This window comes from Haladaptatus sp. HS23 (assembly GCF_056892285.1).
Map to the genome: position 1 here is coordinate 1,107,385 of NZ_JBXGLH010000001.1, position 15,146 is coordinate 1,122,530.

Annotated in this window: 15 protein-coding genes; 9 read left to right on the forward strand and 6 right to left on the reverse strand. The window is 61.8% G+C overall.

What is annotated here, in order from left to right:
• Nucleotides 1-60: 60 nt before the first annotated feature.
• The gene (locus AC1XDK_RS06020) at nucleotides 61-2,403 is read left to right on the forward strand and encodes a DEAD/DEAH box helicase (RefSeq protein ID WP_483348881.1); all 2,343 of its coding nucleotides are present in this window, start codon (nucleotides 61-63) and stop codon (nucleotides 2,401-2,403) included.
• On the opposite strand, the gene AC1XDK_RS06025 is transcribed toward AC1XDK_RS06020, so the two are convergent.
• On the reverse strand, nucleotides 2,372-3,034 hold the full coding sequence (locus AC1XDK_RS06025) for an HAD family hydrolase (protein ID WP_483348882.1): 663 nt from the start codon (nucleotides 3,032-3,034) through the stop codon (nucleotides 2,372-2,374). The genes AC1XDK_RS06020 and AC1XDK_RS06025 overlap by 32 nt on opposite strands.
• Before the next feature lie 81 nt (nucleotides 3,035-3,115).
• On the opposite strand from AC1XDK_RS06025, the gene AC1XDK_RS06030 reads away from it, so the two are divergent.
• The 4 genes from AC1XDK_RS06030 to AC1XDK_RS06045 are packed head-to-tail and all read left to right on the forward strand — an operon-like array spanning nucleotide 3,116 to nucleotide 6,812.
• Nucleotides 3,116-3,865, forward strand: coding sequence for a PDDEXK family nuclease (locus AC1XDK_RS06030; RefSeq protein WP_483348883.1), 750 nt, complete (start codon nucleotides 3,116-3,118; stop codon nucleotides 3,863-3,865).
• Nucleotides 3,866-3,922: 57 nt separating this feature from the next.
• Entirely contained in the window at nucleotides 3,923-4,954 is a 1,032-nt protein-coding gene (gene endA, locus AC1XDK_RS06035) for a tRNA-intron lyase (protein ID WP_483348884.1), read from the forward strand.
• Complete coding sequence (locus AC1XDK_RS06040; protein ID WP_483348886.1) at nucleotides 4,951-6,513, forward strand: tryptophan--tRNA ligase; 1,563 nt, start codon at nucleotides 4,951-4,953, stop codon at nucleotides 6,511-6,513. The genes endA and AC1XDK_RS06040 overlap by 4 nt, the downstream gene beginning before the upstream one ends.
• A gap of 59 nt (nucleotides 6,514-6,572) precedes the next feature.
• Nucleotides 6,573-6,812 carry a hypothetical protein gene (locus AC1XDK_RS06045; RefSeq protein WP_483348887.1) on the forward strand — a complete coding sequence of 80 codons (240 nt, stop codon included), beginning with the start codon at nucleotides 6,573-6,575 and terminating at the stop codon, nucleotides 6,810-6,812.
• A 58-nt stretch (nucleotides 6,813-6,870) separates the two neighbouring features.
• Here the strand turns inward: AC1XDK_RS06045 and AC1XDK_RS06050 are convergent, their stop codons facing one another.
• Both AC1XDK_RS06050 and AC1XDK_RS06055 read right to left on the reverse strand, forming a co-directional pair.
• A complete protein-coding gene (locus AC1XDK_RS06050; RefSeq protein ID WP_483348888.1) occupies nucleotides 6,871-7,395 on the reverse strand; it encodes a hypothetical protein in 525 nt (174 codons plus the stop codon).
• A gap of 74 nt (nucleotides 7,396-7,469) precedes the next feature.
• Complete coding sequence (locus AC1XDK_RS06055; RefSeq protein WP_483348889.1) at nucleotides 7,470-8,105, reverse strand: class I SAM-dependent methyltransferase; 636 nt, start codon at nucleotides 8,103-8,105, stop codon at nucleotides 7,470-7,472.
• A gap of 331 nt (nucleotides 8,106-8,436) precedes the next feature.
• Here AC1XDK_RS06055 and pheS point away from each other — a divergent pair, with 331 nt between their 5' ends.
• From pheS to AC1XDK_RS06070, 3 genes are all read left to right on the forward strand, one after another.
• Nucleotides 8,437-9,945 carry a phenylalanine--tRNA ligase subunit alpha gene (gene pheS, locus AC1XDK_RS06060; protein ID WP_483348890.1) on the forward strand — a complete coding sequence of 503 codons (1,509 nt, stop codon included), beginning with the start codon at nucleotides 8,437-8,439 and terminating at the stop codon, nucleotides 9,943-9,945.
• Nucleotides 9,945-11,660 carry a phenylalanine--tRNA ligase subunit beta gene (gene pheT, locus AC1XDK_RS06065; RefSeq protein WP_483348892.1) on the forward strand — a complete coding sequence of 572 codons (1,716 nt, stop codon included), beginning with the start codon at nucleotides 9,945-9,947 and terminating at the stop codon, nucleotides 11,658-11,660. The genes pheS and pheT overlap by 1 nt, the downstream gene beginning before the upstream one ends.
• 123 nt (nucleotides 11,661-11,783) lie before the next feature.
• Complete coding sequence (locus AC1XDK_RS06070) at nucleotides 11,784-12,251, forward strand: GNAT family N-acetyltransferase (RefSeq protein ID WP_483348893.1); 468 nt, start codon at nucleotides 11,784-11,786, stop codon at nucleotides 12,249-12,251.
• 1 nt (nucleotide 12,252) lies between these two features.
• Here the strand turns inward: AC1XDK_RS06070 and AC1XDK_RS06075 are convergent, their stop codons facing one another.
• From AC1XDK_RS06075 to AC1XDK_RS06085, 3 genes are all read right to left on the reverse strand, one after another.
• On the reverse strand, nucleotides 12,253-12,564 hold the full coding sequence (locus AC1XDK_RS06075; RefSeq protein WP_483348894.1) for a hypothetical protein: 312 nt from the start codon (nucleotides 12,562-12,564) through the stop codon (nucleotides 12,253-12,255).
• A 166-nt stretch (nucleotides 12,565-12,730) separates the two neighbouring features.
• Nucleotides 12,731-13,789, reverse strand: coding sequence for a quinone-dependent dihydroorotate dehydrogenase (locus tag AC1XDK_RS06080; RefSeq protein ID WP_483348895.1), 1,059 nt, complete (start codon nucleotides 13,787-13,789; stop codon nucleotides 12,731-12,733).
• Between the two features lie 41 nt (nucleotides 13,790-13,830).
• The gene (locus AC1XDK_RS06085) at nucleotides 13,831-14,028 is read right to left on the reverse strand and encodes a hypothetical protein (RefSeq protein ID WP_007982308.1); all 198 of its coding nucleotides are present in this window, start codon (nucleotides 14,026-14,028) and stop codon (nucleotides 13,831-13,833) included.
• A 242-nt stretch (nucleotides 14,029-14,270) separates the two neighbouring features.
• Here AC1XDK_RS06085 and AC1XDK_RS06090 point away from each other — a divergent pair, with 242 nt between their 5' ends.
• On the forward strand, nucleotides 14,271-14,579 hold the full coding sequence (locus tag AC1XDK_RS06090; protein WP_231186312.1) for a non-histone chromosomal MC1 family protein: 309 nt from the start codon (nucleotides 14,271-14,273) through the stop codon (nucleotides 14,577-14,579).
• The last annotated feature ends 567 nt before the right edge of the window (nucleotides 14,580-15,146 follow it).

The window sequence follows — 15,146 nt, forward strand, 5'->3', positions numbered from 1 at the left end:
GTATCTACCGACGGGACGGTACAGAAACGCCTTTTTGCTTTCCACTCTGCCTACGAAACGATGCAGGTCTCCGAGGCGGTTCCAGGGTTCGCGGAGGCGTTCGCCTTCGAGGAGTTCAACCGAATGCAACGCGAGATGCTTCCCGCGCTGCTCGACAGTGACGAGAACGTCGTCGCCAGCGCGCCGACGGCGAGCGGGAAGACGGCGCTCGCGGAACTCGCCATCTGCAAGGCGCTTCGCGACGACGGAACCGCGCTGTTCATCGCCCCGCTTCGGGCGCTGACGAACGAGAAGGAAAGCGACTGGGAGCGGTTCGAGGACCTCGGCTATTCGGTGTACGTCGTTACGGGTGAACGCGATTTGAACCCGCGGCGCGCCGAGCGCGCCGACATCCTCGTGATGACGCCCGAAAAGACCGACTCGGCGACCAGAAAACACGATTCGGCCCGCTACTCGTTCATCACGGACATCGACTGCTGTGTCATCGACGAGGTCCACCTCCTCGATTCCGAAAAGCGCGGGGCCGTCCTCGAAGTGACCATCTCGCGCCTCCGCCGCCTCTGTGACCCCCGCGTCGTCGCGCTCTCGGCGACGATGCCGAACGTGAGCGACGTGGCCGATTGGCTCGACGCGCCGCCGGAGACCACCTTCGAGTTCGGGGACGACTACCGTCCCGTCGATTTGCACGCGGACGTGAAGACGTACTCCCACGGGGACAACTCCTTCGCGGACAAATATCGCAGGTTGTACCGCGCCCTCGACCTCGCGGAACCGCACATCCGCGAGGACGGACAGGCGCTCGTCTTCGTCGCCTCGCGGCAGGACACCGTGCAGGCCGCGAAGAAGGCCCGCGACGAAATCGGTGAACGGGACATTCCAATCGGCGCTCGCGGCGACTACGATTTCCACACCGAAACGCAGGAACTGCGCAACGAAACCCTCCGGAACTCCGTCCTCGACGGGGTGGCGTTCCACCACGCCGGACTGTCGAAAAACGACCGCGACAGGGTCGAGGAGTGGTTCAAACAGGGAAAGATTCAGCTCCTCTTTTCGACCTCCACGCTCGCGTGGGGCGTCAACCTCCCCGCCCGCTGCGTCGTTTTGCGCGACACCAAACTGCACGACCCGCTCGAAGGCGAGGTGGACATGAGTCCGCTCGACGTGCTTCAGATGCTCGGACGGGCGGGCCGTCCCGGCTACGACGACGTGGGCTACGGGTGGGTCGTCTGTGACTTCAACGACGCGGACAAGTACCGGAAACTGTTGCGCGACGGCAAGGAAATCGAATCCCGACTGGCGGAGGATTTGGATTCGCACCTCAACGCCGAAATCGCCATGGGGACCATCTCGGACTTGGACGACGTGATGTCGTGGCTCAGGACGACGTTCTACTACGTCCGCGCCCAGAGCAAACCCGACGAGTATGATTTCGAGAACCACCGCGAGCGCGTCCGGAACACCCTCCAACGCCTCGTCTCGCGTGGATTCGTCGAGCAGGGCGACGACCTCAAAATCGAGGGCACGGCGCTCGCCGTGCTCGCCTCAAAGTTCTACCTCAACCTCGACACCGCGGAACGGTTCCGGCGTCTCGCGGAAACCGAGGTGATAGACGCGTCGAAAATCCTCGAGACGGTCGCCGGCGCGGCCGAGTTCGATAGCGTGAGTTCGCGTCAGTCGGAACGCGACGCCATCAACTCCGTCCTCGTCGGACAGGATTCGGGGGACCTCGAAGCGGGCGGGCGAAAGGTCCTCGCCATCCTGCGGTCCAGCATGACGGGGTCGACGCCGGGCGACCTCAGAAGCGACGCGTGGGTCATCCAGCAGAACGCGGTCAGGCTTTTCGCGGCGCTCCGGGCGTTCCTCAAACGACTCGACAGGCCGTTCGCCGCGAACCTCGTCACCAGAATCGAGGCCCGCGTGGAGAACGGCGTGGGGAAGAGCGCCGTCGGTCTCACCGCAATCGACGGTGTCGGTGCTGGCCGGGCGAGCAAACTGGCGACGGAAGGTCTCGAAACGCCCGCCGACGTGTGCGAAGCGGGCGTCGACGGACTCGTCGGTGCGGGCCTCACCGACGGCGTCGCAGAACAGGTCGAAGCGAGCGCCCAGAAACTCCCCGACGTGGAAGTCGAGTGGGGGTCGTTCCCCACCCGAATCGGCCGCGGTGAAAACGACATGCGCGAAGTCACCGTGCGAAATCACGGACACGGCGAGCAGGCCGCCATCGACGTGACTGTCAACGGCGTCGAGATGACGACGAAATCGACCTACCTCGACGGTGAAACCACCGTCCCCGTCGGCGTCTTCGGCGGCACCGACGACGAGATGGAGTTCACCGTCCGCGTGGTGTTCCCCGACCTTTCCCTTCTCCCGGTTACCGACGCTCGGTCCGTGCGGGTCGAGTGAGCAGTTCCTCCCGTAACTCGGCGGGCGAGGAGACCACCACGTCCGCCATCGAGAGGTCGAGTTCCTTCGCGCTGTTCGGGTAGCCGACGCAGTACGTTCCGGCCCGAACCGCTGATTCTACACCGTTTTCCGAATCTTCGACCGTCGCACACTCGTCCGCTCGGTAGTCGAGCAGTCCGGCCGCGTATTCGTAGATGGCGGGTTCCGGCTTGCCCGGCGCGTCGATGTCGTCCGCGCTGACGACCTCCTCGAACTCCAAATCGAAGCGCTCGGTGACGATTTCTATCCAATCGTGCGGCGACGACGAGACGAGGGCGACGTCCACGCCGTCCTCACGCAGGCCGTCGAGCAGGTCGTGAAACCCGTCCATCAGCGAGACGTGTTCGCCGTACAGGTCCTCTGCGATTCCGTTGTAGAGGGCGACGAACTCCTCCTTGGTCACGTCCGTTCCGTACTCCTCGTCCAGATAGTCGTAGATTTCGCGGTAGTTCATCCCCGTTATCTCGTCGTCCTCGACGTCGTCGACGCCTACCTCCGGGAAGATGGTCTCCTCTTCGAGTTCCACCCAGAAGTCCTCGGAGTTCACGATGACGCCGTCCATGTCGAACAACACAGCGTTGGGTTCCTGCATTTCTATCTTCCTCTGTACATCCGATTCCCCCAAAACCCTTCGCCCGAAGATTTAAATCCGAACTCGCGCCCAAACCGGGCCATGACCGACACGATTCGCGTGTTCGCCGGCGACTGTACGATTACGACGGACGGCGACACGGAAGAACGGCGGCGCGGCGAGATGGTCACCCTGCTCAAACCCGACGACACCTTGCTCGTCCACGACGTGGACGGCTACCAGCCGGTGGAATGGCTCACCCGCGCCGAAACCGCCCACGCGTCGCTCGACGGGGATACGTTTACCCTCGTGGCAGCGACCGCCGACCGCCGCGTTCGCGTCGATTGTCACACCTGCCACGGAATTTCCCGCTATCCGGGGTCCGTCGCCGGGATTCCGGTCGGGGCTTGTCCGCACTGCGACGGCACGCTGACGCGAGCGAAGGGGACGGTTTCCTGCCTTCGCTGTCGTCGGGCGTACCCGATTCCGCGCCACGCCAGCGTCGGCGACGACACGTGCGACTGCGGTCTGCCGACCATGCACGTCGAACAGGGAGCGACGTTCGAACTCTGCATCGACCGCGACTGTGGCACCGTTTTAGGCGCGGTTCGGGAACGATTCGACCGCGAATGGGACTGTCCCGAATGCGAGGCCGACATGCGGATTTTACGCCGCGGCGGCATCATCGCCGGATGCGACCGTTATCCCGACTGCGACACCGGGTTCGGTGTTCCGAACGGGACGATAGTGGACTCGTGTGGTTGTGGCCTTCCGGTGTTTCGGACGCGGTCCGGTCGTCGGTGTTTGAACACGAACTGTGCGGAGTTTCGGGGGACGTCGCCGGTCGAGTGATGATTTCTCCCGTGCAAAAGTCGCAGTGCCTTTGATGCCCCACGCTACAGAAGGGGTATGGATGGAACCCTACGCGACGACGAAGTACACGTCGGCGGCGACGCCCGCCAACGGTACTACGATTCGCGTGGATACGGTCGCCCGCTCAGTGGCAACGAGGTAGCGCTTTCACGCGTCGAGGCCGCTCACCTGTTGCTTCGGGGCGACCTCGATTCGGTAGACGGCAACGGATTTCAGGAATTTCTACAGGATTCGACGGGAAACGGATTCGCAGCGCGCTTTCTCGTCTACGCCGACCTGCGAGAACGAGGATTTTACCTCTCCCCCGACCGGGAGGGATGGGTATCGAACGCGCGAGAGGGTTCGGATTTCGCCGTCTACCCCAGGGGAGGCGGACCGTGGGACGACGAGGTCCTGTATCGGATTCGTGTCGCCAGTGAACGCGAGACTGTTCCCGTCTCGGAACTGGGCGATGTCGTCCTCGCAATCGTGGACGAGGAGAGCGAGATAACTTACTTTGAAACCGACCACGTCGCGGTCACGGGGACGACGGACCACGCGGTTCCGACCGACCTGTCCGGGTCGCTCATCGCCGACCGCGTGTTGTTGTGGAATCCCCCGGACGAACTCCACGGGAAGGCGTTTTACGGTCAGCAGATGGGTGGCCGCGATGCGACCGGCATCCTGCAGTTGTCGCTCGTGGAGGCCGCGTATCTCGTCGCGGACGGGAACCTGTCGGTCGACGGTGGCTACGATAAAATCGTAGAGCGCGGAGAGGAGGTCGAAGGAGAGCGGTTCGACCGGCGGTTGCTGGTGTATCGAACCCTTCGAGAACAGGGAGTCGTTCCGAAGACCGGATTCAAGTTCGGAGCGGACTTTCGAACTTACGCCGACGTGGAGTCCGTCGACAATCTCGGCCATTCGGAGTTCCTCGTTCGGGTGCTTCGCGACGGCCACGAGTTCGTTCCGCGCGACCTCGCGCTGGACGTTCGACTGGCTCACGGGGTGCGAAAACAAATGATATTTGCGCTCATCGCGGAAAACGAACGAATAGACACTTGGCTGTCGGTGACACGACTTACACCATGACACGAGACGATTCATCCGAGACGGGTACGAACCCCGTCCCCGACGGTGGCACCGCGACGGGGGAGGACGACGTGGTCCTCGACCCGTGGGGTTCGGCGACGGTGTCGGACTACCGCAAACTGTTCGAGGAGTTCGGCATCGAGGAGTTCGACGACGTGCTTCCCGGCGTTCCGAACCCGCACTACCTGATGCGCCGCAGCGTCATCTTCGGCGACCGCGGCTACCGCCGCGTCGCGGAGGCCATGCGAAACGACGAACCCTTTGCCGCGCTGTCGGGTTTCATGCCGACCGGCGACCCGCACATCGGGCACAAACTGGTGTTCGACGAACTCATTTGGCACCAACAGCAGGGCGGGGACACCTACGGCCTCATCGCTGACCTCGAAGCCCACAGCGCCCGCGGCCTGTCCTGGGAGGAAATCGACGAACACGCGCGGGATTACCTCCTCTCGCTCATCGCCCTCGGGTTCGACCCCGAGGAGGGTACCCTCTATCGCCAGGCCGAGAACCGCGAACTCCAGGATTTGGCGTTCGAACTCGGGTCGAAGGCGAACTTCTCGGAGTTCCAGTCCATCTACGGCTTCGACGGCGAAACCAACGTCTCGCACGTCCAGAGCGTCGTCACGCAGATGGCCGACATCCTCTATCCACAACTCTCCGAACCGAAACCGACCGTCATCCCCGTCGGCCCCGACCAGGACCCGCACGTCAGGTTGGCCCGTGACTTGGCGGTTCGGATGCGCTACTTCGGCGTGACGAAGGCCTACGCGAGTTTCGAGGCCGACGAGGAGGAACTATCGCACATCGCGGCGGCGTACGAAGCGCGCAAGGAGTACACGGACGACCCGGACATGCCCCGGTGTGAGGACGCGGCGGCGTGGTTGGCGGAGAACGGCGACACCGACGTTCCGGCCGTCGAGACGACGATTTCGAAGCTCGAAAACGCCGGTATGGAGCCCCTTCGACCGCGCGTTCGATTCCTCGACCGCAACGCGACGGAGGACGCATATGGGTCGCTCATCGACGCCATCAACGGAGAAAAGCGGGTCTTCGACGAGCACATCGACGTGTTCGACTACTCGCGGGAGGACGCCAAGGCGCTCGCCCGCGAGGTGGAGATGGAAAACGACGGCTACGGTTTCATCATGCCTTCGTCCATCTACCACCGGTTCATGACCGGCCTGACGGGCGGCAAGATGTCCTCGTCGGTTCCGGCGAGCCATATCAGCCTGATGGACGCCCCCGAGGACGGCTACGACAAGGTGAAGTCGGCGACGACCGGCGGGCGTGAAACCGCCGAAAAACAGCGCGAGTTGGGCGGCAAGGCCGACGAATGTCCGGTGTACGAACTGTATGCCTACCTGCTCGCGGGGGACGACGACGAGTTCACGAAGCAGGTGTACGACGAATGTGTCGGCGGCGAACGCCTCTGTGGCGACTGCAAGGAACAGGCCGCGCAGTTGATGTACGAGTTCTTGGAAGACCACCAAGAGAAGCGCGAGGAGGCAGAAGAACTGCTGGACGGACTCGACATCGAGTTGGAGTCCTCGCGGCGATAATCCCGAACGGTTCGCACTTCGAAAAACGCTTTGTGAACGCCTTTCTACATCGAAGGGAGATGAATCGCCTCCGCTTGCTGCTCGGACTCGGCGCGTTCGGTGTCGTCGGTGGTGGACTTTCTATCTGGTACGGATTTCGACATCAGATGTGCACCGCTGCTGGCGACGTCCAGAACCAGTGCGGCCCGAACATACTCTTTCTGATTCCCGGAATCCTTCTCATCCTCATCGGAATCGGTCTCCTGTTGATGGCCCATCAGCACGACTCGCCCTCCCGCTCCTCGAACGTGGACGGGTGAAGGGGCGAACACCCCCGATTCAACGCTCGCCGTCGTTCCTCCTCAGCCGAACGGGACTTCATCCGTCAGAATCGGTATCTCCATCGTCGCTGTCCGAGTCCGAATCTCCGCCGTCACTGTCGGAATCGGTGTCTCCATCGTCGCTGTCGGAATCCGTATCCCCGTCATCGCCATCCGTATCGGTATCACCATCGTCGCTGTCGGAGTCGGTGTCTCCGCGATTTTTCTCGGAGTCCGGATGTCGCCTCGCCCCGGTATCTCGCCTCGATTCAGTCCTCGTCCCCGTCCCGGCGTTTGTTTTCGTTTGGGACCTCGGTCGGTCGGGTTCGGTGTCGGATTGTGTCCGCGTCGTCTTTCCGATTTCCGAGTCGAGGCTGTAGAGGAGAATGGGTGGGAAGACGTACGCGGCAATCGCCAACAACACGAAGAATCGATTGACGAAGATGAGCAATCCGAACGCGGTGAGCGCCGCTGCTGAAGCGGCGTGAACCGCCGTCTGGGTGTATTCACGGTAGTACTCCCAAAGCCCGCGTAGCCACCGTACCGCCGATACTCCCCCCTCTCCGGTCGCGGTTGCTGGCATAGTGAACGATTAGCGACCGATGGCTAAGAAACCTCTCTCACCCCGAAATGACACGTCATGGCCCGTTTTCGCGCCTACTTTCGGACGACGACGCACGGGGTGGCGGCGTCCGCGAACGCCTCGTCCTCGGCGTCGACCAGTTCCCAGTAGCTTTGGGTGTCCCCGCCCGTCGCCTCCCGAACGGCTTCCTCGGTGATGACGTTCGCGCCACTCAACACGAGTTCGAACGATTCGCGCTTTCTGCCCTCGAACTCCGTGTCGAACGTCTCTCGACTCGTCTCGTTCGGGTAGTTCAGAACGAGGTACCCGCCCTCCCGAACGTGTTCGTACAAGCTCCGGATTGCCCGTCGTGGCTCCTCGACGAAGTACAGCGTGGCGACGCAGTACACCACGTCGAACCGCCGGTCGGTGTCGAGTTCGGGGAGCGAATCGACGGCGAAGTGGAGATTGTCGAGTCCCTCCTCGGCCGCTTTCTCTGCGTTGTCCCGAACCACCGTCCCGGAGATGTCGAAGCCGAACACTTCGATTTCGGGGTGGCGCTCGGCGAGGAGAAACGGGACGACTGCGGGTCCACATCCGACCGACGCGAACTCGTTTGGCGTGCCCTCGCGGTCGAAAAACCGTTCCACGAGGTCGGCCATCCGCTCGCCGCCGATGTAGGCACAGCGGTCGTAGTTCGCCCTATCGTAGAACCGTTCCCAGTCCATCATGCCGCTTTCATGGACGGGTGCGGAATAAACTCCTCCGAATCGCACACTCGTCATCCGGGTCATGTACCGACCCGCCCGAGTCGCTCGTCGGTTCGTTCGCAACGCTTTTGTCGATTCTGTGCGACCACCTACCCATGCCATCCGAATCCCACTATGGCTGTGTCGCAGTCGAACCACGACCACCGACGGGATTCGGCTTTTTTGTCGCGGCCTGAGCGGCCGGTGGACTCCTCTCGCGGCGAGGGGACGAAACCGGACGCGGTGGCCCGACTGTCTTCAGAAGGGCTAAACGGGCGCAACGGGAGATACGACCAACGACTACCCAGTGTACATGAAACTACCAGAATCACAGGTCGCGGTGCTGGACGCCGCGAGCGCAACGGAGGAACAAACGATAGCGGACCTCGCCGGGAAGACCGGCCTGAAACCCGAGACGGCGACGGGGGCGGTCTTCGAACTCGAAGACGCGGGGTTGCTGTCCGTGGACGAACGAACCGAGGAGTCCGTCTCGCTGACCGAGGAAGGCGAGGAGTACGCCGAGGACGGCCTTCCCGAAGTCGCGCTGTACGAGGCGGCCATCGAGGCCGGGGCGGCCGACGACCCCGTTCAGATGGGACAGGCCATCGGTGCGTCCGGTCTCGGGGGGCCGAAGGTGAACATCGCCCTCTCGAACTACGCCCGGAAGGGCTACGGGACCATCGACAGCGGGGAGATTACGGCCAACACGGACGCCGACCCCGACGAGGACGCGGAGGCGAACGCGCTCGCCTCGCTCACTGCCGGAGAACCGGTCGACGACCCCGAGGTCCTCGACCAATTGGAGAGTCGCGGTCTCGTCAAGCGCGCGGAATCGACGGTTCGGTCGGTGACGCTCACCGACGACGGCGTGACGGCGATGATGGAGGGCATCGAGGTGGCCGAGACGGTCGGACAGTTGACGCCGGAGATGCTCACGACCGGCGAGTGGCGCGACGTGGAGTTCGCCGAGTACAACGTGGACGCTGACGCCGAACGAATCGACGGCGGAAAGGTTCACATCCTTCGCCAGACGGCGAATCGGGTGAAGGACGTGCTCGTCGGGATGGGTTTCGAGGAGATGGACGGTCCGCACGCCGACGCGGACTTTTGGATAAACGACTGTCTGTTCATGCCCCAAGACCACCCGGCGCGGACCCATTGGGATCGGTTCGCGTTGTCGAACCCGACCGAAATCGGGGACCTGCCGGAGGACCTCGTGGAGCGCGTTCACAGCGCGCACCTCGACGGCGTCGGCGAACACGGCGAGGGATACCACTCGCCGTGGGACGAGGACTTCGCGCGGGCAATCGCGCTCCGCGGACACACCACGTCGCTGTCGATGCGGTATCTCTCGGGCTACGCGCAGGGCGAACTGGAACCGCCACAGCGCTTCTTCAGCGTCGAGAAGGTGTACCGCAACGACACCCTCGACCCGACGCACCTGCTGGAGTTCTTCCAAATCGAGGGCTGGGTGATGGCCGAGGACCTCTCGGTCCGCGACCTGATGGGCACCTTCGAGGAGTTCTACGCCCAGTTCGGGATTACGGACATTCAGTTCAAACCGCACTACAACCCGTACACGGAGCCGAGTTTCGAGTTGTTCGGCAACCACCCGGAGACGGGCGAACTCATCGAAATCGGGAACAGCGGAATGTTCCGTCCCGAGGTGCTCGAACCGCTCGGCGTCGAGTGTGACGTGATGGCGTGGGGCCTCGCCCTCGAACGCCTGTTGATGCTGATGTACGGCTTCGAGGACATCCGCGACGTCCACGGGACGCTGTGTGACCTCGAACTGCTCCGCGACGTGGAGGTGATTCACTGATGCCAACTGTCGATGTCGACCCCGACGAACTGCGCCGACTGACCGGCCACGACGAGAAGAGCGACGACGAACTGGAGGAAGATATGTTCGGCCTCGGATTGGAGTTCGAAGGCGAGACGGAGGACGGCGACATGCAGTTGGAGTTCGCTCCGGACCGTCTGGACCGCCTCTCCATCGAAGGCGTGGCTCGGTCGCTTCGCTACCAGTACGGCGACGACAGCGGCGTCTACGTGCCGAAGGCGAACGACGCCGACTGGATCATCGAAGTGGACGAGAGCGTCCCCGAGGAGCGCCCCTACGTCACGGGTGCGATTGCCCGCGGCGTGAACCTGAACGAGGAGGCCCTCGATTCGCTCATCCAACTACAGGAGAAACTCCACGCGACGATGGGACGGAAGCGCGCGAAAGGGGCCATCGGGATTCACGACTTGACGATGCTGAAGGGGAGTTCGGCCACCGAGGAAGGTGGCAATTCCATTCAGTACGTCGGCGTCGAACCCGACGGCGACCGATTCGTCCCGCTCGACGCGGACGCCGAGATGACGCCCGACGAAGTCCTCCGCGCCCACCCGACCGGCGAGAAGTACGCCGACCTCGTCTCGGAGTACGACCGCTACCCGGCCATCTACGACGATATCGGCCTGTTCTCGTTCCCGCCGGTCATCAACGGCCGCCGGACCGAGGTCGAAACGGACTCGCGCGACCTGTTCATCGAACTCACCGGTACCGACCAGTGGACCATCGACAAGATGTGTACCATCATCTGCTACGCGCTCAACGCCCGCGGCGGGACCATCGAGGAAGTCGATGTCGAATATGACGACCGGACGCTGGTCCGGCCGAACCTCGACGTGACGACGAAAGACGTCACTCACGAGCGAATCGAGACGCTGCTCGGCATCGAGTTCACGCCCGACGAAGTCCTCGAACTCCTCGCACGCTCCGGGTTGTCCGGCGAAGCGGAGGAAAACGAGGATGGAACCGTCACCTATGAAGTCGGGATACCACCCTACCGCGTGGACGTACTTCATCCCGTGGATATCGTGGACGACATCGGTCGTGCCTACGGCTTCAACGACCTCTCGCCCCATTATCCCGATGTGGGAACGGTCGGCGGTCGACACGAGCGCTCGCAACTCGAAGACGCGGCCCGCGAAGTCCTCGTCGGCCTCGGCTTCGAGGACTTGCTCAACTTCCACATGATAAGCGAAGAGGAGAACTTCGAGCGCATGCGCGTCGAACCCAGTACCGACGTGGTCGGTGGGGGCACCCCGGCGACCATCAAGAACCCCTACAGCGAGGATTACACCATGCTCCGAACGTGGGCGCTCCCCTCGCTCATGATGGTGCTGGAAAACAACACCCACCGTGCCTACCCGCAGGACCTCGCGGAAATCGGGCTGGCCGCACAGGTGGACGAGAGCGAGAACACGGGCGTCGCGGAACACCGAACTGTGGCCGGCGTCCTCGCTCGTCATGACGCCTCCTACGAGGACGCGAAGGCGCGTCTGCAAGCCGTTGTGCGGAACTTCGACGTCTCCCTCGAAACGCCACCGACGGACCACCCGTCGTTCATCACCGGCCGTACGGCGTCCGTCGTTATCGACGACGAGACAGTGGGCGTCATCGGGGAGATTCATCCCGAAGTGCTCGTGGAACACGACTTGGAAGTTCCCGTTACGGGATTCGAGTTCCGGTTGGACGCGTTGGAATAACCCCGAACGACAAGCGTTCGCGGGCGCAAGCGTGACCATCGTTCCCGCGAGCGAAGTCCTCGTGAGATGGGCGTGTTTCACGGTTGAACAACGCCTATACCCTTTCTCCTCGACCGTTTTCGCATGCACTACGAGTTCTCCCCGATTTCAGTCGACGACGTCGGTGCTATCGTCTCGTGGCGGTACCACCCGCCGTACGATTTCTACGACATGGACAGCGACCCCGAAGACCTCGCGCTGTTCACGAACCCAATCAACTGGGACGGCTACTACGCGGTTTTCGACGGGGACGGTGAACGAGTCGGCTTCTTCTCCTTCGAACTGGACGACGGCACGCTCGAAATCGGCCTCGGTATGCGTCCCGACCTGACCGGCGACGGACACGGCCGTTCGTTCGTCGAGGCGGGGTTGGCGTTCGCCCACGAGGAGTACGGCCCGGAGGAGTTCTCGTTGTCTGTTGCGACGTTCAACGAACGGGCGATTTCGGTCTACGAGGAAGCCGGTTTCGAGCGCGTCGAGACGTTCCTTCAAGAGACCAACGGCGACGAGTATCCGTTCGTGAGAATGCGGCGCGATGACGAATCGAACTGATTCAGTCCGCGTCGTGTGTGTACCCCTCTTGCTCGTCGTTCGTCGTCGAGTCGAGGTGTCCGTACTGACTGTGTGCCGTTATCTCCGTCATCGCTACCGCCAAGAGGTAGTACCACGGTTTCCGTCCAACCGTCGCACGCAGCGCGTGGCTCGGCGGGATGACCCAAATGGTCAACGTCACACAGAGGAGTGCGTTCGAGACGGGACGATGCTTGCGTCGAAGAAGAACGACCAACGTACTCAACAGGAGTCCAAGTTCGAACGAGTGAATCTCCGCCCAATTCGAAAACCATGTGCTTGGAACCGCAGCCATGCCAACGACCACAGTCGGTTCTCCCTTCAGTACGTGCCCCCTTCCGGAAGGGATGCTGAACGCTGTCCGTTTGTCACTCCTTGACAATGGGCGTATTCCGACCACCTGCGACCGATTACTTCCCGTAACGTGTTCGTGTCTTCCAGTCCTCGGCGGGAGTACGGGATTACTGGATGTCGGCCCCGATGGCTTCCTCGATGTCGTCGTATCCGTCCCTGTCGAGGAGGGAGAGCAGTCCCTCGTTGATGTCGCGGGCGATAGACGGCCCCCGGTATACGAGGCCGGTGTACAACTGGACGACGTGTGCACCCGCGCGAATCTTTTCGTAGGCGTCCGCCGCCGTGAAGACTCCCCCGACACCGACGACCGGCACGTCCACCCGTTCGGCCGCGAAGCGAATCATCTCGGTTGCACGCCCTTTGATGGGCATCCCCGACAGTCCGCCCTCCTCGTCTCGGTGCTGACTGCGAAGCGAGTCCGGGCGCCCGGTCGACGTGTTCGTCGCGATGACGCCATTTAGCCCGAGTTCCGTCACGAGGTCTAATGCGTCCGTGACTGCCCCGTCGGGTAGATCCGGCGAGAGCTTCACGAGCAGCGGACTCGCACCCGCGTCCTGAAGCGTCGTCAGAATACGTTCGAGGTTCTCGCGGTTTTGGAGTTCGCGAAGACCCGGTGTGTTCGGACTGGAGACGTTTACGACAAAGTAGTCCGCGTGCGCTGAGACGCGCTCGTAACTATACAAGTAGTCCTCCTCCGCCGTCTCCAGCGGTGTCGTCTTCGACTTCCCGATGTTTGCACCCACGGGGACATCGGGGAGCAACTGTGTCGCCATGCGTGCTCCGATTCTGTCCGCGCCGTGATTGTTGAATCCCATCCGGTTGATTATCGCCTCGTCCTCGCGGAGTCGGAACATCCGGGGCTTCGGGTTGCCCGGTTGGGCTTCGGCGGTCACGCCTCCGATTTCGACGTGGCCGAAGCCGAGGCTGGCGAGCGCGTGTGGAATCTCCGCGTTCTTGTCGAACCCGGCAGCGACACCGACCGGGTTCGGGAACGACTGCCCGAACGCATCGACCGTTAAGCGTGGATCGTCGACTCGATAGTACGCCCCGAGCAATCCTTCTATCGGTGTCCCTTGTACGGTTCTCAAAAGCGTATGGACCGTCCCGTGGGCACGTTCGGTGGGTAACTGAAATAAAAGCGGTCTAACGACGTCGTATGCGTTCATCGTTCTTCTAATGAGAATTGACTGCGGTTCGGTCGCAGCGACTAGAACTCGTGTTCGACCTCGTCTTTGTCGGCTTTCTGGATGATGATCTTGTCTTCCCGAACTCGCACGAAGACTTCGTCGCCGATCTCCATGCCGGCGACGGCGAGTTCGTCTTCGTGTAGGTTGACGTGGACGTTATGATATTCTCCGTCTTCGTCTTTCGCACCACTCGGGCTAAGCTTCTTTTTCCGTACCATCGCGGTATCTTATGCAGTCCTTCACCGTAGGATGTACTTAAGTGTTTTCTACCGTACTGTTCCGCTTCGCTTTCCTTAGAAATGCCCTATGAGCCGAGGCCACTTACCTTGCTCGGCCTATTCTCCATCGGAAAATCACGATACGGCGCAACTCAGGTATATATGTCTATCGCCGAAAACCGCTCATATCGGCGATATATTTATAGTGGCCCCTGTGCTGGATTGGCATGGAGGAGAAAACCATGGTACGAGACGATGGTAAGCGAAACTTTGCACTGCGCCAATCGGACGGAGATGAATCGAGCGTCTTCTCGGGTAACACACCACGACAGGCCGCACTGAAAGCGGCACGTCGACTCGACCCGGGTAGTTCCGAAGATGCCGCAGATAGAATCGAACTTCGTCTCCGAGAGAAGGGGACAGACAAAGTACACATCTACGAAGGGTGGGCGTGGCACGAGGAAGCGCCGGACGACAAACCTGACTGGATGCCGGGCGAAATCACGGAGGCAAACGTCTCCAAGCAGGGTATCGAGCACTTGGACGAGTGAGCTGTGCGTATCAGAAATCTGACAGTTTTATCCGAGTAGGCGATTTTATTACCGTCCTTCGCGTGCGCGCGACAGAGAAAAGCTTTTCGACGCCTCTACGAAACAGTACGCTTGCGCGAGGCACATCCGACCGGACTGAACGCACGACGCGTGGGATGACGGTTTGGCCTCCGCTCGCGCAATAGTTTGCTCCATGGTTGCTACTTCGAACCTCCCCTCGTGAGCTGCAGCTCGCACGTCGCTGTGAGTTCGATCAGGATACGTCTCTCCCACCATTCACATCCGCTATTTTCTCTCGGTTCCACCTCATGATCCCTTTTCCTCGATGATGTACGACCCAAACGAGTCCGTTCGATTCTCTTGCCACTTCGTCTCCACGAATCGCTGACTAATGCTAGGTAATCTATGCCGATGAGCCTTCGATTCGACGGCCTTAAGTGTATCTCCCGGTTTTGTGTGAATGCGAAGGACGCCTCGTGGTTCTCCCCATGAGGTGGCCGCCCGAATCCGGCGCATTTATATATGCGCCTCGGTGGATTCGGGCGAACGAAAACCCAATCCAATGCC

Bases quoted from the DNA above. Each gene is read 5' to 3' on its own strand.
- AC1XDK_RS06020 (WP_483348881.1), top strand. From the start codon at position 61: ATGCAGGTCTCCGAGGCGGTTCCAGGGTTCGCGGAGGCGTTCGCCTTC.
- AC1XDK_RS06090 (WP_231186312.1), top strand. From the start codon at position 14,271: ATGGTACGAGACGATGGTAAGCGAAACTTTGCACTGCGCCAATCGGAC.
- AC1XDK_RS06080 (WP_483348895.1), bottom strand. From the start codon at position 13,789: ATGAACGCATACGACGTCGTTAGACCGCTTTTATTTCAGTTACCCACC.
- AC1XDK_RS06075 (WP_483348894.1), bottom strand. From the start codon at position 12,564: ATGGCTGCGGTTCCAAGCACATGGTTTTCGAATTGGGCGGAGATTCAC.
- pheT (WP_483348892.1), top strand. From the start codon at position 9,945: ATGCCAACTGTCGATGTCGACCCCGACGAACTGCGCCGACTGACCGGC.
- AC1XDK_RS06025 (WP_483348882.1), bottom strand. From the start codon at position 3,034: ATGCAGGAACCCAACGCTGTGTTGTTCGACATGGACGGCGTCATCGTG.
- AC1XDK_RS06085 (WP_007982308.1), bottom strand. From the start codon at position 14,028: ATGGTACGGAAAAAGAAGCTTAGCCCGAGTGGTGCGAAAGACGAAGAC.
- AC1XDK_RS06070 (WP_483348893.1), top strand. From the start codon at position 11,784: ATGCACTACGAGTTCTCCCCGATTTCAGTCGACGACGTCGGTGCTATC.
- AC1XDK_RS06045 (WP_483348887.1), top strand. From the start codon at position 6,573: ATGAATCGCCTCCGCTTGCTGCTCGGACTCGGCGCGTTCGGTGTCGTC.
- pheS (WP_483348890.1), top strand. From the start codon at position 8,437: ATGAAACTACCAGAATCACAGGTCGCGGTGCTGGACGCCGCGAGCGCA.
- AC1XDK_RS06040 (WP_483348886.1), top strand. From the start codon at position 4,951: ATGACACGAGACGATTCATCCGAGACGGGTACGAACCCCGTCCCCGAC.
- AC1XDK_RS06050 (WP_483348888.1), bottom strand. From the start codon at position 7,395: ATGCCAGCAACCGCGACCGGAGAGGGGGGAGTATCGGCGGTACGGTGG.
- AC1XDK_RS06030 (WP_483348883.1), top strand. From the start codon at position 3,116: ATGACCGACACGATTCGCGTGTTCGCCGGCGACTGTACGATTACGACG.
- AC1XDK_RS06055 (WP_483348889.1), bottom strand. From the start codon at position 8,105: ATGATGGACTGGGAACGGTTCTACGATAGGGCGAACTACGACCGCTGT.
- endA (WP_483348884.1), top strand. From the start codon at position 3,923: ATGGATGGAACCCTACGCGACGACGAAGTACACGTCGGCGGCGACGCC.